Annotated in this window: 25 protein-coding genes; 9 read left to right on the forward strand and 16 right to left on the reverse strand. The window is 60.8% G+C overall.

Annotation, left to right across the window (positions count from 1 at the left end):
- Window positions 1-223: 223 nt before the first annotated feature.
- The 5 genes from CXQ96_RS12895 (at window position 224) to CXQ96_RS12915 (ending at window position 3,388) form a co-directional block, all read left to right on the forward strand.
- Entirely contained in the window at window positions 224-787 is a 564-nt protein-coding gene (locus CXQ96_RS12895) for a recombinase family protein (protein WP_104118426.1), read from the forward strand.
- Window positions 788-913: 126 nt separating this feature from the next.
- Entirely contained in the window at window positions 914-1,576 is a 663-nt protein-coding gene (locus CXQ96_RS12900; protein WP_146070893.1) for a hypothetical protein, read from the forward strand.
- A gap of 175 nt (window positions 1,577-1,751) precedes the next feature.
- The gene (locus tag CXQ96_RS12905; RefSeq protein ID WP_104118428.1) at window positions 1,752-2,411 is read left to right on the forward strand and encodes a uracil-DNA glycosylase; all 660 of its coding nucleotides are present in this window, start codon (window positions 1,752-1,754) and stop codon (window positions 2,409-2,411) included.
- 205 nt (window positions 2,412-2,616) lie between these two features.
- Window positions 2,617-2,907 (forward strand): DUF732 domain-containing protein, encoded by a 291-nt coding sequence (locus CXQ96_RS18120; RefSeq protein ID WP_146070894.1) that lies wholly within the window; start codon window positions 2,617-2,619, stop codon window positions 2,905-2,907.
- A gap of 4 nt (window positions 2,908-2,911) precedes the next feature.
- Window positions 2,912-3,388 (forward strand): hypothetical protein, encoded by a 477-nt coding sequence (locus CXQ96_RS12915; RefSeq protein ID WP_104118430.1) that lies wholly within the window; start codon window positions 2,912-2,914, stop codon window positions 3,386-3,388.
- Between the two features lie 465 nt (window positions 3,389-3,853).
- Here CXQ96_RS12915 and CXQ96_RS12920 read toward each other — a convergent pair whose 3' ends face one another.
- A complete protein-coding gene (locus CXQ96_RS12920) occupies window positions 3,854-4,240 on the reverse strand; it encodes a hypothetical protein (protein ID WP_181036461.1) in 387 nt (128 codons plus the stop codon).
- A 50-nt stretch (window positions 4,241-4,290) separates the two neighbouring features.
- On the opposite strand from CXQ96_RS12920, the gene CXQ96_RS12925 reads away from it, so the two are divergent.
- The 3 genes from CXQ96_RS12925 (at window position 4,291) to CXQ96_RS12930 (ending at window position 6,719) form a co-directional block, all read left to right on the forward strand.
- Window positions 4,291-5,376 carry a hypothetical protein gene (locus tag CXQ96_RS12925; protein ID WP_146070895.1) on the forward strand — a complete coding sequence of 362 codons (1,086 nt, stop codon included), beginning with the start codon at window positions 4,291-4,293 and terminating at the stop codon, window positions 5,374-5,376.
- A gap of 216 nt (window positions 5,377-5,592) precedes the next feature.
- Window positions 5,593-5,811, forward strand: a complete 219-nt coding sequence (locus tag CXQ96_RS18125) for a hypothetical protein (protein ID WP_146070896.1) — start codon at window positions 5,593-5,595, stop codon at window positions 5,809-5,811.
- Window positions 5,808-6,719 carry a DNA methyltransferase gene (locus CXQ96_RS12930; protein ID WP_104118432.1) on the forward strand — a complete coding sequence of 304 codons (912 nt, stop codon included), beginning with the start codon at window positions 5,808-5,810 and terminating at the stop codon, window positions 6,717-6,719. Before CXQ96_RS18125 ends, CXQ96_RS12930 begins: the two co-directional genes overlap by 4 nt.
- Here the strand turns inward: CXQ96_RS12930 and CXQ96_RS12935 are convergent.
- The 6 genes from CXQ96_RS12935 to CXQ96_RS12955 all read right to left on the reverse strand — a co-directional run bounded on the left by CXQ96_RS12935 (window position 6,716) and on the right by CXQ96_RS12955 (window position 10,835).
- Window positions 6,716-7,321, reverse strand: coding sequence for a hypothetical protein (locus CXQ96_RS12935; protein ID WP_104118433.1), 606 nt, complete (start codon window positions 7,319-7,321; stop codon window positions 6,716-6,718). The genes CXQ96_RS12930 and CXQ96_RS12935 overlap by 4 nt on opposite strands.
- Window positions 7,322-7,407: 86 nt before the next feature.
- Complete coding sequence (locus tag CXQ96_RS18460; RefSeq protein WP_181036462.1) at window positions 7,408-7,569, reverse strand: hypothetical protein; 162 nt, start codon at window positions 7,567-7,569, stop codon at window positions 7,408-7,410.
- Between the two features lie 111 nt (window positions 7,570-7,680).
- A complete protein-coding gene (locus CXQ96_RS12940; RefSeq protein WP_146070897.1) occupies window positions 7,681-7,941 on the reverse strand; it encodes a hypothetical protein in 261 nt (86 codons plus the stop codon).
- A 180-nt stretch (window positions 7,942-8,121) separates the two neighbouring features.
- Complete coding sequence (locus CXQ96_RS12945; protein WP_258059114.1) at window positions 8,122-8,580, reverse strand: hypothetical protein; 459 nt, start codon at window positions 8,578-8,580, stop codon at window positions 8,122-8,124.
- A 457-nt stretch (window positions 8,581-9,037) separates the two neighbouring features.
- The gene (locus tag CXQ96_RS12950) at window positions 9,038-9,301 is read right to left on the reverse strand and encodes a glutaredoxin family protein (protein WP_104118435.1); all 264 of its coding nucleotides are present in this window, start codon (window positions 9,299-9,301) and stop codon (window positions 9,038-9,040) included.
- Between the two features lie 341 nt (window positions 9,302-9,642).
- A protein-coding gene (locus CXQ96_RS12955; protein WP_104118436.1) for an IS3 family transposase occupies window positions 9,643-10,835 on the reverse strand; the annotation gives its coding sequence in 2 pieces (ribosomal slippage) (window positions 9,643-10,548 and window positions 10,551-10,835; 1,191 coding nt in all).
- A 142-nt stretch (window positions 10,836-10,977) separates the two neighbouring features.
- On the opposite strand from CXQ96_RS12955, the gene CXQ96_RS12960 reads away from it, so the two are divergent.
- Window positions 10,978-11,493: a GNAT family N-acetyltransferase gene (locus CXQ96_RS12960; protein WP_104118437.1), complete on the forward strand. Its 516-nt coding sequence runs from the start codon at window positions 10,978-10,980 to the stop codon at window positions 11,491-11,493.
- Between the two features lie 34 nt (window positions 11,494-11,527).
- On the opposite strand, the gene CXQ96_RS12965 is transcribed toward CXQ96_RS12960, so the two are convergent.
- The 9 genes from CXQ96_RS12965 to CXQ96_RS13010 all read right to left on the reverse strand — a co-directional run bounded on the left by CXQ96_RS12965 (window position 11,528) and on the right by CXQ96_RS13010 (window position 21,014).
- A complete protein-coding gene (locus CXQ96_RS12965; protein ID WP_104118438.1) occupies window positions 11,528-12,739 on the reverse strand; it encodes an IS110 family transposase in 1,212 nt (403 codons plus the stop codon).
- Between the two features lie 433 nt (window positions 12,740-13,172).
- Window positions 13,173-13,481, reverse strand: coding sequence for a hypothetical protein (locus CXQ96_RS12970; protein WP_104118439.1), 309 nt, complete (start codon window positions 13,479-13,481; stop codon window positions 13,173-13,175).
- A complete protein-coding gene (locus tag CXQ96_RS12975) occupies window positions 13,475-14,110 on the reverse strand; it encodes an AAA family ATPase (RefSeq protein WP_104118440.1) in 636 nt (211 codons plus the stop codon). The genes CXQ96_RS12970 and CXQ96_RS12975 overlap by 7 nt, the downstream gene beginning before the upstream one ends.
- A gap of 873 nt (window positions 14,111-14,983) precedes the next feature.
- Window positions 14,984-15,280, reverse strand: a complete 297-nt coding sequence (locus CXQ96_RS12985; RefSeq protein WP_104118442.1) for a hypothetical protein — start codon at window positions 15,278-15,280, stop codon at window positions 14,984-14,986.
- A gap of 67 nt (window positions 15,281-15,347) precedes the next feature.
- Complete coding sequence (locus tag CXQ96_RS12990; RefSeq protein ID WP_258059115.1) at window positions 15,348-17,168, reverse strand: hypothetical protein; 1,821 nt, start codon at window positions 17,166-17,168, stop codon at window positions 15,348-15,350.
- Between the two features lie 215 nt (window positions 17,169-17,383).
- On the reverse strand, window positions 17,384-17,587 hold the full coding sequence (locus CXQ96_RS12995; protein ID WP_104051518.1) for a hypothetical protein: 204 nt from the start codon (window positions 17,585-17,587) through the stop codon (window positions 17,384-17,386).
- 98 nt (window positions 17,588-17,685) lie between these two features.
- Entirely contained in the window at window positions 17,686-18,153 is a 468-nt protein-coding gene (locus CXQ96_RS13000) for a hypothetical protein (RefSeq protein WP_258059116.1), read from the reverse strand.
- Window positions 18,154-18,332: 179 nt separating this feature from the next.
- Entirely contained in the window at window positions 18,333-19,448 is a 1,116-nt protein-coding gene (locus CXQ96_RS13005; RefSeq protein WP_104118444.1) for a transglycosylase SLT domain-containing protein, read from the reverse strand.
- Window positions 19,449-19,505: 57 nt separating this feature from the next.
- Window positions 19,506-21,014, reverse strand: coding sequence for a hypothetical protein (locus CXQ96_RS13010; protein WP_104118445.1), 1,509 nt, complete (start codon window positions 21,012-21,014; stop codon window positions 19,506-19,508).
- Window position 21,015 lies beyond the last annotated feature (1 nt).

The raw sequence follows: 21,015 nt of genomic DNA on the forward strand, positions 1-21,015 counted from the left end.
TAGCAACTAGCTACTGCTCATCATCTGGAACTAGGGCGTCACCAGCGTGATTCGCGCTGCCGAGCTGGATTTGCTGGGACAGGCGCCGAGCAGGCTGCTCTGTGTTCTATACGACCGTCCATAAGACACTCAACGGCCAGAAGATCCAAGACGGCGTGTTGTGTCTCATGGCTCGTGTCCGAGAGCTAAGTACTGTCAGGTACGTTCACGGTACATTTGCGGTATGACAGCTGTTGGGTACGCACGTGTTTCGACCCGGGATCAAAATCTTGACGGACAAACCGATGCGCTCGAGGCCGCTGGGTGCGAGAAGGTTTTCATTGAGCACGCCTCCGGTGTGCTCGCCAAGCGGCCTGCCCTCGAAGACGCACTCGACTACCTGCGTGCCGGCGACACCCTCGTCGTCACGAAACTCGACCGCCTCGGCCGATCAGTACGGAACCTCAAAGAAGTAGTCGACGGGCTCGAGAAGCGAGGTGTCGGCTTGAAGGCCCTCTCCCAAGGCATCGATACCACCACGCCCGGGGGCAGGTTGTTCTTCCACATGCTCGCGGCGATCGCCGAGTTCGAACACGACCTCATCGTCGAACGAACGAAAGATGGCCTTGCAGCGGCTAGGGCCCGCGGCCGTAAGGGAGGTGGCCGGATCAAGATGAGCCCAACAAAGATTCGGCAGGCACGGGCGATGTATGAGGAAAAGACTTACACCGTGCAGCAGATTGCAGAGACCTTCGGCGTCTCGCGCGGCACGATCTACCGCCACCTCGGTGAGGATCTAGGAGCATAGAAGCGGCAGCTCGGCAAAGCAGCGTCGTTGCATAGAAACTGTGGGCGGTGCGTTGACCAGTTGAGACCGCCGTCCTTTGTGCACGAGGTTCCAAACGCTGTAGGAGGTGCCAGATACTATCCGGAGATGACTGACTTAGATCTTCTTGTGAAGTCCATTACTGAGGATCTCGGTGATCCTTCCGGCTGGAGTGCCCCGGTTGAGTTTCGTGACTCTCTTGCGCTTTGCGCACTGAACTCGGCGTACTCCTTGAACGGGAACTCGGCCGCTGCAAGCAATGTCATTGCCCAGTACCGAGCTTTCCGTCCGACGGCAGACACTGACAGTGGCCCCGATCTGATTGAAGCCATGGACAGCGCTGGCGGTCCCATAGATTTCGCAACCAACATCCTGCGCAACAAACGACCACTGGCAGGCTCGAACCGCGTCCGGCCAGAAGGCATTTACGAGGGTTTGTCCCTCTTCGCAGCCCTGGACACTGCAGTGACGACGACCGAGCACCTCCGGACTGCCGTAGCCGATGGGAACGCCGCCGTAGAGAAGGCATGGCTTTCAGTCAAAGGCTTTGGCGACCTCGCCTGGTCCTACCTGATCATGAACGCAGGGGTCGGCACTGAAACGAAACCCGATGTCATGATCCAGCGCTACCTTGCCCGAGCGCTTGGGGAAGCCAAAGCACCCGGACCTGATCAAACACGACAGCTCCTTCAGCTCGCAGCCGCGGAACTTTCTGTGGAACCCAGGAACCTCGACCGCGCAATCTGGCGCTACGAAAGTCCATCGAAGTAGTAAGCGGATTAAGGGCTCAACTGGCATGAACCAGCTAGATTTTGCGGCACCCGCACTTGCCGTGCCACCGCGCGCCGGCCGAATGTTTGGAGGGAGTCAACCACGCCTTCCCGACGGAACGTGTCGCTGACACACGTTCCGCCGGCTGGCAAGACTGCCGGATAGGGTCACACGCATGACTAGGAAGATGAAGGATTCCGAGTTCCGTGAGTCGATGAAACAGGGTATCCACCTGCCGTTCATCACGACCATCAACTCGCTCGTCGAGGATCTCCGGGAGGACGAGCCGCCGACGGGCCGCGGCTGGGTGCCCTACGTCGCGCCTAACCACGGTGGCGCCGAAGCACCCGTGCTGAGCGTGCTCCGCGACCCCGGTTCGATGACGAGTGAGGCCCGGGGTTCGGGCATGCTGAGCGTCGAGAACGATGACGTCACGGCGGCCCTGCAATGTGAGCTACTCGAGAACGCGGGCCTAACTCCGAAGAACATCACGCCGTGGAACGCCTACCCCTGGTACCGACACGACCAAAGCTCGGGACTCAGTAGCCGCCAGGTCACCGAGGGCATCGATCCGTTGCGTCGGCTGGTCGGTCTCCTGCCGGATCTTAAGGTGGTGCTCTTGCAGGGCCGCGAGGCCCAGTTGCTCTGGAAGCGGTTCAGCAAGGAGCACCCCGAGATCGCCGGGCGGTACGTGGCGGTCGAGTCGTACCATCCTGGGCGGACCGCCCTTCGACATCCGGATCCGGCAGTGCGCCATGCACGCGACGCGCGACGCCGCGAGGCATTCCACGAAGTTGCGGGTGTCCTGTCCGGGGAGGGCCCAACTCGGCGTTAGGATCGGCGAAATCACACGATTTGGGGGCGTCTTGAAAAAACTGGCTGTTGTGCTGCTCGCCAGCCTGCTACTCACCGGGTGCAGCCAGGGCAGCACGGAGCCTTCTGTGGACACAGCTGAGCCCACGGCGTCTTCTGCTGAGTCTGCTTCGCCTACCGCGGTAGCCCGACCGACTGTGAGCTCGTCTCCAAAGCCGACCTCCTACTTGGACACTGTGAAGGACCCATATCGCGGACTAGACCCCGATGTCGGTGAGGCGTTCCTCGCCCTCGCTGTGGAGAAAGAGTCGGATCTTGGATACCGGGACATCGGCACGATGGTCGACATGGCACTTGATATCTGCGCAATTTACGGCCGCGGAGGCACGGAGGACGAAGTCTTAGAGCGGATTAGCCCCAAACCCGGAACCTCGTTCACCATCGTGGAGGGCCTAACGATCGAGGCCGTCGGCGTTGTCACGTTCTGCCCGGAGTACACCGCACAAAGCCAGAGCTGAACGCATGCTCAACGTCGATCTGGGTGCACTGCCTCTCCGGGATCTCCTCACACTACGGGCGGCCGTCGACGCCGAGATCTCGAAAAGAGGCTATAGCCGCACTAGTTCATCCCTAGCCGGAGAGCTCATGGAACGAACCGTGGCGACGAGCTACAGCGGGACGCTAACTGGAGTCGGGACAAAATCCGTCGACATCATCGCCGGCGACGGGCGTCGACTTCAGGTCAAGGCACGTTCACTGCCCCACGGCGATCTGCGCCATTGGGCTTTTCATGACCTCGATTTCGACGCTGCCGTGGTCGTCTCTGTCAACCGAGACAGCTTCGCTATCAACTGGGCTCGAGAGTTGTCACAGACGGAAGCAACTGCCCTGGCACGTCCTCATAAGTCCGACAAATGGAGAGTGAGGATGGCCGCGGCACAGCACACGGGGGTCGATGTTACCCAACGGCTACAGCTGGCGTATTCGAAGCTGTGGTGACGACGGTACACGCCGCTTCGGCGTGTACTCCGCCCGCCGTTGAATTGGGTAGCTCAGCAGCAATGGACAACGAGGTCACTAAGGCCGTCCGCTCCTGTTGAGCGATACCGTGGGCTTCAGCGGGGTTATCAACCGATCCTCCAACGGTCGTTCAAGGTCGGCAAGCTAGTTCTGCACCAGGACCACCACGAGCACACAGTTGATCCGCTGCTCATCTACACTTTCGCTATGAAGAACGAGGTCAACTGCAACACATGCGGCCTTCCCGGCTACGTCGTGAAGACTGAGCCGCGAATGAGGACTTTCGGGGCTGGTGACCCCTCAGGACCGCTCACTGAGCAGCCTTCTCACGCAACAGAATTTCGAACCTATGAGTGCGAGCACGGGCATCACACACGGCTCGAAGTGCAACGCTCCCCGCAATCTGCATCTGATGACTAGGCCGAATGTGAAGAAGAGTGAGATCTATCGATTCTTGAGCAGCTCTAGTTGTTCTAACCAAAAACTCTCTTTGCGCTTAGCACTGGGCCTGTGTTCGAGGAGATCTAGACTCTGGGCAAGCTGGTAGAAGCCCGAACCAGCGTCGTTCTCATTGAGATAGATGACAAGAGCAGAAATCATCTGTTTGGGGAACTGTTCTCGATCGAGCGCTACGATTCGACCGAGGAGATGTCCCATCGCAGCTCGCTCGTCTGCTTGGTTGAAATCAAACTCTCGAAGTTCTGTGCGGCGATGCAGTACAGCGTTGAGTTCGGTGTACGTGGTCGGTCGGTTCAGCTTGGCACGCTCCAGCAGGAACACATGCCCGGCCTGAACGAGCTGGTCCCACGCCTCATCACTTCGGCCGTACATAGCTCTCCCCTCCTACTCCAACTCTCAGGTTCCGCGCATAGTGTTAACTTATGGCCTCGATACTGACACTAAACGCCCGATCCGACATGGGACTGACATCCACACGGAACTACTTCCAGATGAACCCTACGCAGTTCGGACACTTCATCCGAGCCCACCACGAGACGCTCGTCAACGAACTGTCTGCAGTGGGCATCTCGTACGACGCACTCAGCCCTGCTCTGGTTCCCACCACCGGCGACCGACACGAGATGGCGCTGCTGTTCAACATTGAACACGTGTCCAACGGCATGTATGGGCATGCAGTAGCTGAAGTACTGATACCCCTTCTCAACAGGAAGTCCACGCTCAGCGTACTCGCGGGCGACATTGGCTTGCCTCCTGAGAAAACGAAGCAACTGGCATTAGTTGCAGGCTTCAATTCGAATCCCTCAACCGACGAGTGGGGACGACAGTTCATCTACTGTGTCTACCTCAGTAACGTCTCAGCGGGGCAGCGCGATGAGATACACGCGGCTTTGCAGTCCGAAGAAATGTACCTGGGATACGTCCCTTGCACGTACACCTCCGACTTTCGAACCGTGGCGGGAACGATGGTCGCAACTCGGTTCCTAAAGCACAAGCACACCGTTCTTGTCGACCACGGCTCCGACGATCCTTGGGTTAGCTCCGAAAATGAAATTGGCTACCCCTTCAAGGAGAACAACTACACCGTCGTTAGCGTCAACTCGCAGCTTTTCTCACCATTGCTCGGCTACAAAATACCGTCGAAGGTCTACCCCGAATACCGCGACGATGTTCTCGTCTCGCTCAACGCTATCTCCGAGAACCCTCTCGCCCTGAACGGTTTTGAGGTTCTCCTCGACGAGGGAAAGTACGGATACCTCCGCGATTGTAAGGACGGGCTCCTTCGGATCGCCGGCCTCGACGAGCTGTCACGAGAGGACCTGGCGGCGGTCATCCGAGCGGAGCTAAGCAACGGCTATATCTATCGGCTGCAGCACAATGTGGATGAGACAGTACAGTTCGGTATCGTTCTAGAGCTGCATCGTGAACAGGATCATCCGGTGAAAGTTGCCGTCGGGTTGAAGTACTTTCCCGACACTAGGGAGCTCTCTCTAGTTACCCTCACGTAGGACAGTTTTCCTGCGTCCGGGTGTGCCTCCTTTGGGTGGGGCCCACTTGAGCCCTCGCGTCCCTCTACAACCCTCGCGATTGATTGATGGCTCGGAGGTTGGTCCGTTGCATGGCAGCTCGAGGGCATCCGGGCATCGTATCTGCTCTCTAGCTGCATGCGTGTTTCGTAGTAGTCTTGTTCTGACGTCTAGACGTCCTAACGGGAGGACACAATCATGAAGCAGCAGCCAGGTGCGGTCAGGGACTCGATACTTGAAACTCTTCGATCGAAGGGCAGCGAGGGCGCCCATTGGACGGACATCCATGCGGAAGCGAACTCTCGCCTCGGTGGCTCCGTCCCGGCCTCGTCCATCCGTTCGTACCTTGGCAACAACACGCCCAATTTGTTCCAGCGCACAGGTCGCGGCCACTACACGCTGACACCAAAGAAGTGAACACCGTCGCCGCTGAGTCAGCCTCAGACGAAAGGGCAGTTGCCGCGTTCACCTATGGTTCAGCAGCGTTATACAACGCTGATTCGCTGGACTGGCTTCGCAGTTGGAAACCCAACAGCATCCATGGAGTCGTGACTGATCCGCCGTACGGACTGGTGGAGTACACGCAGAAGGAGCAAACCAAGCTGCGGGTTGGCAAGGGAGGCGTGTGGAGAATACCGCCTTCCTTTGACGGGCACACGCGCGCTCCGCTCCCTCGTTTCACGACCTTGTCCGACGCCGACCTTGAGCACCTAGAGATCTTTTTCCGCAACCTCGGTGAGGCACTTGTCCCTTGCCTGGTGCCCGGCGCTCACGTCCTGATTGCTGCGAACCCATTGGTGTCTCACCTCGTGTCGTACTCTATGGGCAAAGCTGGTTTAGAGCGGCGTGGAGAGATTGTCCGCCAGGTGATGACCATGCGCGGTGGTGACCGGCCGAAAAATGCCCATGATGAGTTTCCGGGCGTCTCAGTGATGCCCCGTTCCCAGTGGGAACCGTGGGTATTGTTCCGCAAACCAATAGAAGGGACCGTTGCCGCAAATCTCAGGAAGTGGAAGACTGGCGGGCTCCGGCGGATTTCTGATGAGTTGCCCTTCGGAGATGTGATTAAGTCAGCGCCGACTCGTAAGCAGGAAAAGGAATTGGCCAATCACCCGTCGCTGAAACCGCAGGACTTCCTTCGACAGGTAGTTCGCGGAATGTTGCCGTTAGGCGAAGGAACGATTCTTGATCCTTTTGCAGGGTCCGGCTCCACACTCGCGGCAGCGGAAGCAGTCGGCTACTCAAGCATTGGCGTAGAACTCGATCCGATGTACGTCGAGCTTGCCTCCAAAGCTATCCCTCGGTTGGCGGCTTACAAGCGTTAGTCAGTGTGCATGTAGACCCAGCTGCGCCTAAGCTTCGCGATCCCGTCGCGGTCTAGTGTGGAGGTTCTTGTACCGAGGTCTCCTCGCTCGTTCCTCCGGAAGTCATCCGGTTCCACTTGACCGAGGTAGACCTCGCGGATCCTCAAGGGACGCCGCATGTCAGCCGGTTCGGTGATGTTGTCGACTTCGTACACAAAGACGCACATCCACTGCTTACGGCCACCATGAGTGTCTACGGCCCCACCTCGCTTACGAGTGGACTTGATCTCTACCCCGTGCTCGCCAGACTTGATTTTGTTGTCCGGGTATCGCCCTTCAACCAAGAGGTCGGGGTGACCATTGTGATACGCGTTGACCGTCAGCGTTCGCGAATGCTTCGCCAACGACTCGGTAAGCATGTCAGAGAGGGTGCCCGATAGATTTGCGGGACGGAGCATGTCATCAAGACGGGGAAGGCCCTTATCCCGTAGGTGCTGGTTCACATCGTAGAAGAAGTCATAGACATCCTGCATGGCTGAGTGGAAGTCAATTTGACGAAGGCTATAGGGCAACGACGCACCCCGGTTGAAACGACTGTCCTGGACGATTTCACGCGTGATCACCAAATCATCGTAGCGGCTACGCGACCGCAATCCAGTTCAGAGGCATCGATCAAATCCGTTACCGGGAGATGTTGGCACACCGGCGTTTAGTCCTGCACCTTGGTGAAGGTGTCTGACTGGACCGGCACAAGGTCGTAGCCGAGCGGGATGTCCGGTCGTGGCATCGGCTGGAGATTCTCGGTGAGGAACAGCATGTAGTAGACGGTGGTGAGCCCTCCCCTACCGCCCTTTTCGTTGACGCCGGTCATGCCTCTGTTTCGGCTATGTGGGGAGCGCTCTCACCCAGTAGAACTATCGGTGAAGGCCCCGGTCGTCTGCGTGTTTATCCCCCATCCACGCAGCCTCCCCGGGGCCTTCCTCTATTCGTCCTCGAACGCGCCGGTAGGCGGTGGTTTTCGGTCGCCAGCGAGCTTGTCGAGCTCGCCCTTCTTGTAGATCCTGATGACGTCCTGCCAGCCCTCGGGCATCCGCGGCCGGTGCAGCGGGCAGAATGTCAGTCCCGCGTCCGCGATGTACGCCCAATCCTTCGGGGTCCCGTCCCCGGTGAGCGTCAGCGGAGCTGTCCTGCCGCATTCCACGCACTCGGCCACGTGGTCATTGTCGGGGCGAGTTGCAGGCATCCAGTCAGTCTGTCAGCCTCCACCAACCGCTGCCCGTGATGGTGTCAGAGTGGTGTTCTACGCTCTGTAGTGGAGTCCTGTCCGGGGTGTCCGTCGTACTCGACCTACCGCGCACCCTGGGCAGGACTTCCCGCTGCCCTCGAGTACCGCTTGTCGGCGGCGGGTGTGCCGCGCAACGGGTCAGATGATGTTGGCGTTGGGCCAGTCATAGAGTCGGGCGAGGCGGACGATGGAGGTTGGGGTGCCGTCCTCGGTGAACTCGAACCCTGAGTGTTCGTGGCTTCCGCCGGCGTGCGCGATCGCGGCGAGCACGAGGGCCAGCACGTCACGGTCCAGGCCCGGGATGATGTCGCCGAGGTCGACCAGCGCTCCCCCGTCGCCGAGGGACGCGACCAGCAGCATGAACCGGCGTTCGCCGCCGGAAAGTCCTTCCAGGTTGTCCTCGATTACTTCGAAATCAACGTAGGGCCAGCGGCTGCCCATACCGATCCATGGCTGTCCCGACCTGGCGAAGCGGCCCTCGTGGGCGCGGATCAGCAGCTCGGTTGCTGCCTCGATCGTGTAGATGCCTTTCGCCCATGACCTCAGTCCGCAGTGATGCTCGTTCGTGAGTGCTTGCGCCTCAGAGTTGCTGGTCACGGGGTTCTCTTTCCTACTAGGCGGCTCATGCGGCTGACTGCTGGTCGTCAATGTGGAAGTACGTAGGGTAAGGGTAAGTCGGCCCACTGACGCCAAGCTCACCTCCCCGTCGTTCCGTGTTTCGAGAGTTATAGATTCCTACTTTTCTACAAAATCCTGCCCGTATGTAGCTGACGAGTTAGGGCCCATCGTTGTTCCATGCCACACGCAAGAACGCGAGGATGAGCACCCCTGACGCGATCGCAACCCACTCCGGCCAACCCACCCCGTCGACCAATACCAGCAGAACACCTCCAGTGATGATGAGGGCAATCGCTAGAAGACCGAACAAGACGTACTCAATAGTGAGCGAACTCAGATCGGACTTACACGTGGGGTTCCCTGCCTTCCTTCACTACAGAACGCGATTTATACATTTCTACATTTCTTTTTTCCTACAGATGTAGCATGCCGCCGTTCAGCTGTCACTCCCAGTCTCGAGGGCGATGACGTGGGCGATCTTGGGTGGGTTGAGGCCGGACCAGTGATCCTCCGTACCGTCCCTTTCGTAGAGACAAACTGGCGCTTGGCTGTAGCCGAGCTCCTCTGAGATGTAGGCCAGGGCCTGCTCATTGGTGGTGATGTCGACGGTGGTGAACTCGATGCCGGCTTCGGTGAACTTCTGCTTGGTCTTGTCGCACGCGAAACAGTTGGCCGGTTTGATGTACAGCGTGAGTGTCATGAGAACCCTCCCCCTAGGTGAGTACGTCGAGACGGTGGTGGTGCGGCCCTATCCCCCGTTGTTTTGCCTGCTGGCGAGCTCGCTCGCTCGTCCCCGACGGAACAGTGCTCAACCCGAAGGGCGGAGTGCTGAGGGAATGCGGGAGGAGATAAGCGACGAAGGAGCGCCGAACAGATTGCCTGGGCGCGACGTCGCATAGCGATTGACGCTGTGGAGCGGGGGCGCACAATCCGAAGGAGTCTCAATGATGTTGTCAACGGTGTGAAAGGTGTCGAAACATGGTGGGGTGCGTGTGGGGTGATGAGGAGGGGTCTGCTGCACGGATAGGTGACAGTTTCTAATCACGCAGCCAGGGCGGCTGGCGTGTTCATGATGGTCTCGAACTCGATGGGCGTCAATCGGCCGAGCCGAGCTTGGCGTCGGCGCCGGTGGTAAGTCCTCTCGATCCAGGTCACGATCGCGATGCGCAGTTGCTCCCGGGTGGTCCAGGATCGTCGGTCGAGGACGTTCTTCTGCAGCAGACTGAAGAAGCTCTCCATCGCAGCGTTGTCGCCGCAGGACGCGACTCTTCCCATCGAGCCGGCCATCCGGTGACGGGTGAGAGTACGCAGGAACTTCCGGCTCCGAAATTGCGAGCCTCGATCGCTATGGACGACGCAGCCGGCGATATCACCACGACGAGCGACAGCATTTTCCAGCGCGTTGACGGCCAACCGGGATTTCATCCTCGAGTCGATGGAGTAGCCGACGATCCGGTTCGAGAACACGTCTTTGATTGCGCAGAGGTACAGCTTTCCTTCTGCGGTTTTGTGTTCCGTGATGTCCGTCAGCCACAACTGGTTAGGCTTCTCAGCGGTGAACTCGTGCCGGACGCGGCCCTTTTCGTCGGTGATCGTGCAGAGGTCGTCGTGGACCGGCGGGCCCGGCTTCTTCCCGTTTCTTCCGCGCTTCTTTCCGAACGAGCTCCACCACCCATTGACGGCGCAGATCCGCCACGCGGTCCGGTCAGCCATTGCCTCACCAGCGTCGCGGGCCTCGTCTGCCAGCAGGCGGTGGCCGAACTCGGGGTCATCCGAGTGAGCGTTGAACAGTGCGTTCGCCCGGTATGCCTCGACGACCTCGCTCTCGGTGATGGGCTCGACCAGCCACCGGTAGTAGGGCTGGCGGGAGAGCTTAAGGACCCGACACGTCACCGTCACGGGCACCCCGTCGGCGGCGAGCTCACTCACGAGCGGGTAGAGCCTTTTCCCGGCAGGTTCGCCTGCGACAAATACGCTGCAGCCCGCCGCAGGACTTCGTTCTCCTGCTCCAACAGCCGGACGCGCTTGCGCAGTTCACGATTTTCCAACGTCTCGCTGCGACCCTGACCAGGCGTAGCGGCATCGTCGGTCTCGGCGTTGCGTAGCCACTTCGTCAGGGTCATCGGATGAACACCGAAATCTCGAGCGATCTGCTCGATCGTCACTCCGGGTTCACGGTTCCTCGCGACGCGCACGACATCATCACGAAATTCCTCGGGGTAAGGCTTAGGCACAGCAACATCCTTCCAGGCTCGCCTTCCGGCAAGCCAGATCAGATGTCACCTATCCGTGCAGCAGACCCGAGAACCCGATATTGGAGGTAGCTGATCGGTCAAAGCGTGATGTTCGGCCTTGAGCATGAACCATCCTTGAAGAATGGAACTACGTACTGAGCAACTGGTGCTTCGTGAGTACACTCTCGAGGACTTCGCTGCCGTCCACTCCTTCGCCTCTGATCCGGAGATCGCCGAATACGTGGATTGGGGACCGAATACCGAAGACGACACCCGCAGCTTTCTCGAAGCATGTGTGATCTCTCAGGAGGCGGTACCCCGAACAGACTTCACTCTTACCATCACCCCTACCGATGAGGCACCGGTAGGCTCCGTTGGACTCACTGTGGACGAGCACCATCACGGTCATCTCGGTTATGTCGTTGGCACCCGTTACTGGGGGAAGGGATACGCCACCGAGGCTGCCGCCAGCCTGCTGTCTTATGGACAGGAGGTACTGAAACTTCCAAGAATCGAAGCCACCTGCCGACCGACCAATCTCGCCTCGGCAAGAGTTCTGGAAAAGATCGGTATGACGCTGGAGGGACTCCGGCCCCACGACAGGCTCATCCGCGGAACGTGGGAGGACTCCCTCGTCTTCGCCACAGTCAGCCAGTAATCTGCAACATCAATCGCAGGGAGACGTCCTGGGTTCATGCAGCCCGAGGTAACGCAGATACGGCAGCGGATACATAAGGTGTCTCATCCCGAAGCATGGCCCAGAGGACATTCAGCCGGCGCCGTGCCAAACAGATGATGGCTTGCGTGTGTGATTTCCCTTCGGCGCGTTTGCGGTCGTAGTACGTCCTGGACGGTGGATTGCTTTTCAGACTGGACATGGCTGCGAGGTAAAAGACGCGCAGGAGCCGGCGATCGTAACGTCTGGGCCGGTGGTTGTTACCGGAAATTCTTCCGGAGTCCCTGGGCACCGGTGCCAGGCCTGCGACACTTGCGAGGCGGTCAGCGCCGTCGAAGGCTGTCATGTCCCCACCCGTGGCGCCGAGGAACTCCGCGCTCAGGACAGGGCCGAAGCCTGGCATGCTCAACAGGATGCTGGTGTGCCGGTGGTCGAAAACTCGTGTACTGATGAGCGCATCCAAATCCGCAAGTTCATGTTCGAGATCGAGGACGTCCTGGGCGAGGGTTGCGGCCATCATCTCCCCCACCCTTTGCGCCGGCACCACGGTGTATTGGGACTTCGCCGCGGCGATGGCTTTCTCCGCCACCCGGGCACTGCTGCGAGCTCCCTGCTTCTTCAACCATGCATGCACCCGGGATTCACCGGCCCGGCGCAGTGCCTCCGGTGTCCGGTACCGGGTCAAGAGCATCAATGCTGCTTTGGACCGGCTGTAATCGAAGGCCTGCTCGAGTGCGGGGAAGTACTCCAGCAGCTGAGCCCTTAGCCGGTTGATGGCCCGTACCCGATCGATTGCTTTATCGGCTCGGCGGGAGGTCAGGATCCGCAGATCCACGCTTACTTCATCGCCTGCCCGTAATGGCTGTAGATCCCTGCGCATACGCGCTTGATCAGCGATCACCAGCGCGTCCTTCGCATCGGTTTTCCCGTCACCGCGGTAGGTCTTGGACGCGTGATGGACTGTGCGCCCCGGGATGTAGAGCAGGCGCTGGTCATGAGCAGCGAGCAAGGCGATCAGTAACGCCGCTCCCCCATGGTTTAAGTCCGTCGCCCACGTCACCTCGTCCCCCAGGCCGCCGGCCAGACTCGCGACATCCGCGATGAGATCAAGCAGCGCACTCTCATCATTCGCGATCCGTTGTGAGTACAAACGAGCCCCGTCCGCGTCGATCACCACGCAGTGGTGATGGGTCTTACCTGCATCTACACCAGCCCACAGCTGCACCATTGCAGCCTCCAATCATCTCGGCTTCCAGTAACGCCCAGCAGATAACCGCGCCGTCGTGTCCTTATCCAGCGAGCTTCAGTCGCGTCTCTCAATCAGCGGTCGGGCCATCACGGGAACGGCAGGCGGCCAATCCTACGAAGCCGTCACGACAAGCGCCCGGCACAGCAGCAACAGCCATACCCACTACCCCTGGGTAGCCAAGACACTACAACTGCCCCGGAACCACCCGCTCAACAACATAAGGACAGCAGCAAAGACCAGAGGGGCCGGTGCGACGTAGGAGCGCCGGCCGGACAGTCCGGAACATTGCGGAGGACCATCGTGGCGCGGTGGAGCGCAGCGGAACCGCGCCACTCGTCCCCAATTCCTTGTCCTCTGCATCGGCCAGTCCCCCGTAATACTCCTTGAGGACCTAACAACACCTCGCAGGTCTCTATTTGTCGCCGTACCGTTCCTCCAAGACTGGCCAAAGGATATTCTCGATCAACTTCTGCTGCGATATTTCTTCAGTCTCAGCTGCCCGGCGCAGTAGTTCGAGTTGAGATTTACTGACCCGAATGTTGGCACCGCTCGTTTTCGGCTCCTTGTTTCGGCGCTTCCATGCCGGCAGGTTCCGATTGGGCTGAGCCTGTCGGGAGGGACGGTCCTCTGACTCGGGCACCTCAGGCTGCTCCGCTTTCGCTGCAAACTCTTCCGCTGCTCGTTCCTGCTGCGCGGTGGTGCGTTGCCTTACTTTCACCATGCCAGGATCTCCTCTGCTAACCTCTGGATCTCGTTCTTCGCTTTGCTGTCTCGCATCTCGACCACGCCCAGCCCCTCAGCCAAGGCCTCCTTGTAGGCGTTGCGCTCGTGCAGCCGGGCCGATGCCAGACGTATTTCAGGGAACTCAGCCAGGTACTGCTTTGCTTGGTCTGCTGCTTTCGAGAAGGTATTTGTCGGAACCCGGTTCAGTACTGCGAGCACCTTTAATTCCGGATTCAGGTCCCGCGCTTCTTCAATGACCTTCGCCAGTTGCTCTGTAACATCCAATGCCGGTTGAGTCGGTTCGATCGGAGCAAGCAGCATGTCTGCTGTAGTCATAGCCGTTCGCATCTCACGTGAGTCCTTGCCCGGTGCATCGACAATTACGACCCCATATCTCTCCCCTAGGTCCATCAGTGTCTGGCGTAGATTCCCGGTCTTCTGGAGTGTCTGTACCGGAACTCCCCCAGCTTCCTCTCGATCCCTCGCCCAGTTGGTGGACGTATGGACTGTTGGGTCAGCCTCTAGAATGAACGGATCCATATCGCGCCTCTGAAACTCCACGGCGAGATTGACGGCGATAGTGCTCTTACCAACACCGCCCTTATGATGCGCAATCAGGAGAATCATAGAACCCTTTCTGATAGTAATACGGTAGTAATTTGGTAGTAGCGCACTACTAGTTTGGTAGTAATACACTACCGAACTAGTAGTTGGATCGTGGCATACACACCGTCGACCTTTGCCACTACCGATTAAAATAGTAGTAATACAGTACCAGTACGGTAGTACCATGCTACTAATGTAGTAGTAGTATCACATCACTACAGACGCACTCTGGTGCTAAACGGCTTTCGAGGTGACGCAGGAGCGATGAAAGTCGCATCAAAGTGATTCAATTATCTTGATGCTTCTACTATGGTAGTAGTGTTGTAGTACTTTACTACTTGTTCGGTAGCAATAGCAGGCGCGGAACCGGCAGGTCTGTCTTGTCGGAAGAGATCGGTACGGTATGCCGGTGACTTCAGCTCCTCACCCTGGTTGGCACGGGATACCGCCCAGCGCGGACCGCTATGTGCCTCCGCTGCAGCTCGACCCACCTGATCGGCCGGCGACTGAGTCGGAGAAGGCACCTGCGATGTGGGTGGAGTTGGAGTACCCGGATGGTCGGAAGCAGACGTTGAAGGGTTTCGCGATGGCATGGACATCTGATGCGGTGTACGCGCAGTGGGTTGAGTTCTCGCGGGCTCGTGAGGCGTGGGTGCGTCCGGATCAGTGCCGGCGCCGTGACATCCCGGTCAAGAATCGTTTCGGTACCTGAGCGCCAGGAGGCTGTGCACGGCCACCGCTCGCTCGAGGTGAGTTACCCCGTGTCGGTGACGCAGGTCGTTGTGTGCAGGCGGGCCGTTGGTTCGTGCTGTCCATATGTGTGCGGGACAAGCAGCGGAGCGTGGGGGAGCTTGTGCCGTGCCCATGTGGGCAGGAGACGTGGCCAATGTGTGGTCAGGGTGTGGTCGCGTTCCACTCCGCGAGGAAGTCGCTGAGTGTCAGCTGGGCCAGGTCTTGTTCGATGCGCATCAGCAGGTCGGCTGTCTCATCGCGGGTTCCGCTGCTGACACGCAACACTTCCTCTCCGGTGGTTTTGTACCTGACCACAATGGTGCCGAGCGCGGCCCCGCTGAAGTCTCCGAGGAAGAAGGCTTTGGCGTAGGCACTGAGCCACCAAAGACTGTGGCCGAGGCCCCGGTGAGCGCTTGAGTTGATGAACGCTTCAAGTTGGTCGCCGGCAACGTCAGACATTGTTGGAACCTCCATGCTGTGCAGCCCGTGGAGCTGCTCGCGGCCAAGTTGAGTGTCGTGGTCGATGCTAAGCCACTTGTCTCGCAGCGTTCCAGAGGGATCGCTGGTACTCGGCCTCGTTCTCGAGGGGCGGTAGCCAGTGATCGTCTACTTCTGCGTCGTGCAGCTCGTGCTCGTTGAGCTGGGGGACGAGATGGCGGTCCAGCCACGCGTGCCAGGCGGCGCGTTCCTTGCGGTAGCGGGTGAGCTGGGCTTCACGGTCCTCGGTAGCACCGAGGCGGTCTGCAAGCTGGGAGAGGTTGGTGATGGCTACGACTTCCCAGCGGCCATGGTGTCTGCGGATCATCTGCAGGGCCTCCATGCCGGCGAGGTGGTCGATGAGGGCCCGGCGTGAAATGCCCGTGGTGCGGGTGAGGTCGGCAGTGCTGGGGGAGTGGTGGCCGCGTTCGATGGCTTCGTAGGCGAGGGCTGAGACGTCTCCGAGGACCCGAAACACGGGGCGGATGGCGTGGATCTTGCCTTTGCGCCAAGTGAGGGTGCGGGCGAGCTGCTGGAAGTGATCGGGGAGCTGGACGGCGTAGGTGTCGGCGTTGCGGCCGCGTGCGCGGTCGATGCGGGTGAGGATGCCTGCCGATACTCGTTCGAGGATGGGTAGGAGGCGGGCGATGGTGGCGTGGCTCTTGCCGAGGGCGAGGGCGAAGGTGCGGCAACCGACGTCGAGGATGTTGGTTTCCATGGTCCGCATGTAGGCCAAGACTGCGCGAATGAGGAACCGGAGGTGAGTGCCTTCCCTGCCTCGTTCCATGAGCCTGCGATCGAGCACCGCGTAGAGGACATTCTCGAGGTCGTTCACAAGCTGATGGATGGAGGGCTGGCTTGGCTGCAGAGCGAGGTTGGGGCTGCCCCCCGTGAGGTAAGTGGGGCTTGTGTCGTATTTGTGCGCAGTCTTCTTCCCTGCTTGTTGAGAGGGGTCTTTCGCTGGTGCGGTGGTGGCGGTGAACGCTTGGGCTTTGGCCCACTCGACGGGCAGGAGCCGGTCGGTCTTGGTGCCGTAGAGGGCGGCGAGGCCGGCGAACTGGTCGGTCATGCCTGCGCGGACCTGAGCGAGAGTCCAGTGGCAGGCGGAGAAGTGGTTGAGAACCGCCATGCGTGCTTCTGAGTGGCTGGCGTAGCGGCTGGTGTCGTAGAGCCCTGTGCGGGCCACGGAGCGCAGGGGGCGCTCACTGCCGGCCGTTGGTGCCGATGATGTTGCGGATCCCTTGGCAATTGCTCGGACGGCTGCTGTCGCGGCCGTTGCGCGTTCTTGTGTGCGGCGTTGCTGCTCGAGGCGGTGCAGCTCCGGCGCCAGGACTGTGCGCAGCGCGGCCAGCGCGGTGGTGGGGTTGCGGCGGGTGAGGATACCGTAGGCGTCCGTGAGCGGCGTGATGAGTCTCTGATGGCCACCAGCTTTGTGGGCGGATCCTGGGACCCGGATGCAGCCGTGGACGACGTTCTGGTGCGGGCTAGGGTCAAGGCTGACGGCGCGACGTCCGAAAGCTTCGACCAGCTGGCGGGCCTCGGCCGCAGTGAGGGGTTCCTGTAACGGCACGTACAGGTGGCGGCCGCCGCTGGGTGACTCGTCCTCGACGTAGGCGAGGCCGGCTGCGCGCAGGATCTCTCCAAGGCGTCGGGCGTCGTCGTCGACGACCGCCTTCCGGGCCTTGGAAGTGTCGAGGTCGAGGACGAGTGTGCGGACGGAGCCGTTGACGTTGTGCAGCATGACAGCCGCCGGACGCGCAGGAGGCGTCCTGGTGATCGGCAGGGGAGTGGTGGGCCGCGGGTACTGGAACCGGCCGTCCTTCCACCGTCCAAGACGGTAGAACGGCTGCCCGGCGATAAGCGGCGCCAAGGCCCATACCGCATCACGGTGGGAGGAATCGTCACGGCGTGGCGCGGTATAAGGAGCTGGAGGTGCTTCAAGCACTCGGTGTACACTTTCGGCAGAGGGTACGACCTGAAAAGGACGCACTCGGTTGAGCTACTCACCGGCAGTCTTGGCGGATAAGACGGTGTGAAGCTTGGATTCTTGGATATGAGAAGGCCCGCTACGGCGGGCCTTCTTTTTTATGACGCTTTGCTGAGCTGGAATGCCTCCTGGCCGGTGATTGCATCGAGGTCAATGGTTTCGAGGTAGCTATGAACGAGACGGGCGACTAGGTCGCTCCTGTTCTCGTCCGTCGCTGCAACGACCGCGGCGAGCTTTTGGGCGTCGCTCATCGGCAGTCGGGCGGTGATGACGTGGCGTTCACCCTTGCTGCGCTGTGCCATGATCCCTCTTCCAGTTGAACCTGTAAGACAGATCAAACCTGAATCAGATTGAGTTAAGTGGGAAGGCGGCGGCGTGTCGCGGCACACTTTTACTCGCATCAGAGCCCCATGTCCTGGAACTGGTGTCCTACGACGTCCCACTGGCCGTCGTGCTTCTCGAGGTAGATCGTGACGATCTGCCGCCCGGTGGTAGGGAGGTCGGTTCCGTCGCGGCTGATCCAGCGCCAGCTGACGTCATAGGCGCGGATGGCCTTGTCGTCGGCTACGTCTTCGGAGACGTCGCCGGGGGCGGGAACGATCGAGGGCGCGCTGTATGCCTGGTGCTCGGCGGGTTCCAGCCATTCGCCTTGTGCGCCGTTGCGCTCGGGCTCGACCTGGTTGATCGCCCATTCGTTGCTCATCAGCGGGATCGCACGGATCGCGGCTGCTGTCTGGGTGGTGTCGATTGTGGTGTCCCACGAGTGCAGCATGAGCGCGGCGACCTCGGCCGTGGACTCGACATCGGCGCGGTCAGCGTCGTAGGGGGTCGCAAAGGTGCCGTTGCCGATCAAGTCGCTTTCAGCCATTGGCGTGTAGGAGCCCTCGTAAACGGTCGTCGGCGTTGTTTCGAAGGTTGGCCCAGCCTGCTCATCAACGCTGCTGCAGGCGACTGCTGAGAGCGTCAGTGACATGACCAGGCACAGCACGGCCGTCGAGCGGCGGTGCAGGTGCTGGTGTGTGGGTCGGTGGTGCGTGGGTGTCGGGGTCATGATGCTGGCCACGCGCCTTTCTCTTTGAGGATCGGTTCGGGGTCGATGTTGAAGCCTTCGTACGGGTAGGTGACGTCGGGGGCTTCGGGTGTATAAATCTCGAAATGTAGATGTGTAGGAACGCTGCCGAGGTCTGCCTTGTTGCCCTCAGCGCCGATGATGTCGCCGCGTTTGAGCTTGTCGCCCACCTTCACGGAGTAGGCGTTGAGGTGGCAGAACGCGAACCCGAAGTCGGGGTCGTCGCCGTCTTCCTTGGCGATCACGCACCCGTCCTTGTCGTTGAACCCGGTGATGCGCAGGTCTGTGGGTGCGACGACGGGTCCGCCGTTGCCGTAGCCGGCGCCGGGTGTGGAGATGTCCACGCCCACGTGGTCTTGGGCCCAGGCGGGCAGGCCGATGACGTTGCGCTTCCCGTAGCCGGAGGTGAAGACGCCTCCCGGCAGGGGAACGGTCCACTCGCCGTCTCCAAGGTCGCCGTCCCACGGCTTGCCGCCGGTGGGTGCCTTGCAGTCCATGGAGAACCCGCTCTGCGCGGAGTCGAGGATGGCACTGACGTACTTCTCTGTCTCCTGGTACGGGGGAATGCCCTTGTACTGCTGCACGGCTCCCGGGCCGGCGTTGTACGCGGCGAGGGTGAGCTGCACGAGCAGGTTCGCATCCCCGCCTGCGATCGACTGCACTTCCTCCTTCAGTGCGGCCATGTACCGCCCGTAGGCGGGGATGGCGTCCTTCGCGGAGAACGGGTCACCGCCGTTGCCGTAGGCCGCCCACGTCGCTGGCATGAATTGGGCGACGCCCTGGGCCCCGACAGGACTGGTGGCGTTCTCGTTCCACCCCGACTCTTGGTTCAGCTGAGCGGCGACGACGCTGGCAGGAAGGCCCGCCTCTTTCGCTGCCGCCTCCACCAGAGGCCCCCACCCGTTCGGAACAGCCTGCAGGGCGCCTGGCTTCGCACCGGCGTCCTCGGACACGGTGCAGGACGCTCGTTCAAGCTGCGCGGCCTCCTCGTCCTCAGCGATGCCGGCGACAAGCATGGTCATGGCCACGACCGCTCCGAGAGGCACGACGGTGAGGGCGGCGATGCCGCACCCGATGGCTTTCCCCCCTGCCATGCCTTCCTAACCCCTGCGTTTGAACTGAGACCGAATGTGAGACCGGATGATGTGCGTTTAGAGCTGGTCGGTGAGGGCGGCTGTTGCTTCCTCGTAGGCTCGGCGTGTGGCGGGGTTCAGGGCTTCGTAGTCGAAGTCCTGGCCCTCCTGCAGGGACCTGTCGAACGGCACGACGACGACGGCCGCGAGGCCGATGCTTTCCCCGTACTCCTTGAGCTGGGCGAGCCGTTCGCTGTTGGGCTGCGCGGTGTTCGTGATGACCAGGATCGACCGGGCGAACTTCGCGGCGTGGCCTTGGGCTTTGACGCCCTCGATGGTCGCCTCGAGGAGACGGAAGTCATCGGCCTTGTTTTGGGCGACGAACACGAGCGAGTCAGCGACGTCGACGGCGGCCTGCCATGTCGATGCCTGGGCGGAGTTGCCTGTGTCGAGCAGGATCAGGTTGTAGAGAGAGAGCAGTACATCGTGCGCGGCCTTCACGGAGGTGCCGTCGACGCGGCGGCGGTCAGCGCCTTCGGGCGGGGAGGCGAGGACGTGGATGCGGTCGTCGCCCTGCGGGCGGATGTAGCGCACGAGGTCGCTGGTGCGTCGGGTGACGGTACCGAGGTTGCGGATCAGGTCCAGCGTGGTGCGGTCGTGGGAGCCTGCAACGGCCCGCTCACCCAGGGTGCCCTGGTTCTCGTTGAACTCACCCGCGAGGATGTTCCCTCCACGGATCCGCCCGTAGGTAGCGGCCAGGTGGTACGCCACGGTGGTCTTCGTCGCACCGCCCTTGAGCTGGACAACGGCCATGGTGCAGTGGGTCTCCAGCGGGCGCTGGATCCGTGCCCGCCGCTCACGGCTTGCCTGCTCTGCAGGGGACGCGGCGAGCTTGGCTTTGAACGTGGCGTTCAGCCAGCCCCGGAACCCCTCACGTGCCGGCGCTGCCGCCTTCTCGGCCTTCACCTCGGGGCGCAGCTTGATCCGGGCATCCCCTGGCTCCACCTGAACAGTGACTGGGACAGGCTGTGATGCCGCTGATGCCGCTGACACCTCTGATCCATGTGACACCGGGGCCGGTTCGGGGGAAGCCGTTGGGGGAATGTCAGGGATCTGCTTGACCGCCGGCTGAGGTGCCTGGCGTGATGCCTGCGGTTCCGCTGCTTCGGGCTGAGCATCCTCGATCACAGGAAGGCTGGCCACAGAAGTGGGGTCCACGTCTGCTGTAACAGGACGCTCAGCCTGACGTCCTGCCGGGCGTTCGGGCTGGCTTGCAGGTGTTGCCTGGGTTGGGCGGGGGGTGGTTCGGCGTGGTGGCCGCTTCTTCACGGGCACGCTGGCGTCTGCTTCGACAGAACCGTCCTCATTGACGATGAGGTGGGTCTGCGGCTGCGTCGTCGAGGACGGATCGTAGGCGGTGACCTTCACGGGGCGGCTGAGGTCGCCTGCCGTGCTGGCGAGGAAGCCGATCGCTTCCGGCATGGACCCGAAGGTCTGGTCGACTCCATCGATGGTGACGCTCACTGTGTCGTCGTCGCCGATGGTCGCCGTGCATACCGGCCTGGTCAGTGCTTCCGCCGTCATCATG

Origin of the sequence: Arthrobacter sp. B1805 (genome assembly GCF_002929745.1) — a bacterium.
Taxonomy (GTDB): domain Bacteria; phylum Actinomycetota; class Actinomycetes; order Actinomycetales; family Micrococcaceae; genus Arthrobacter_D.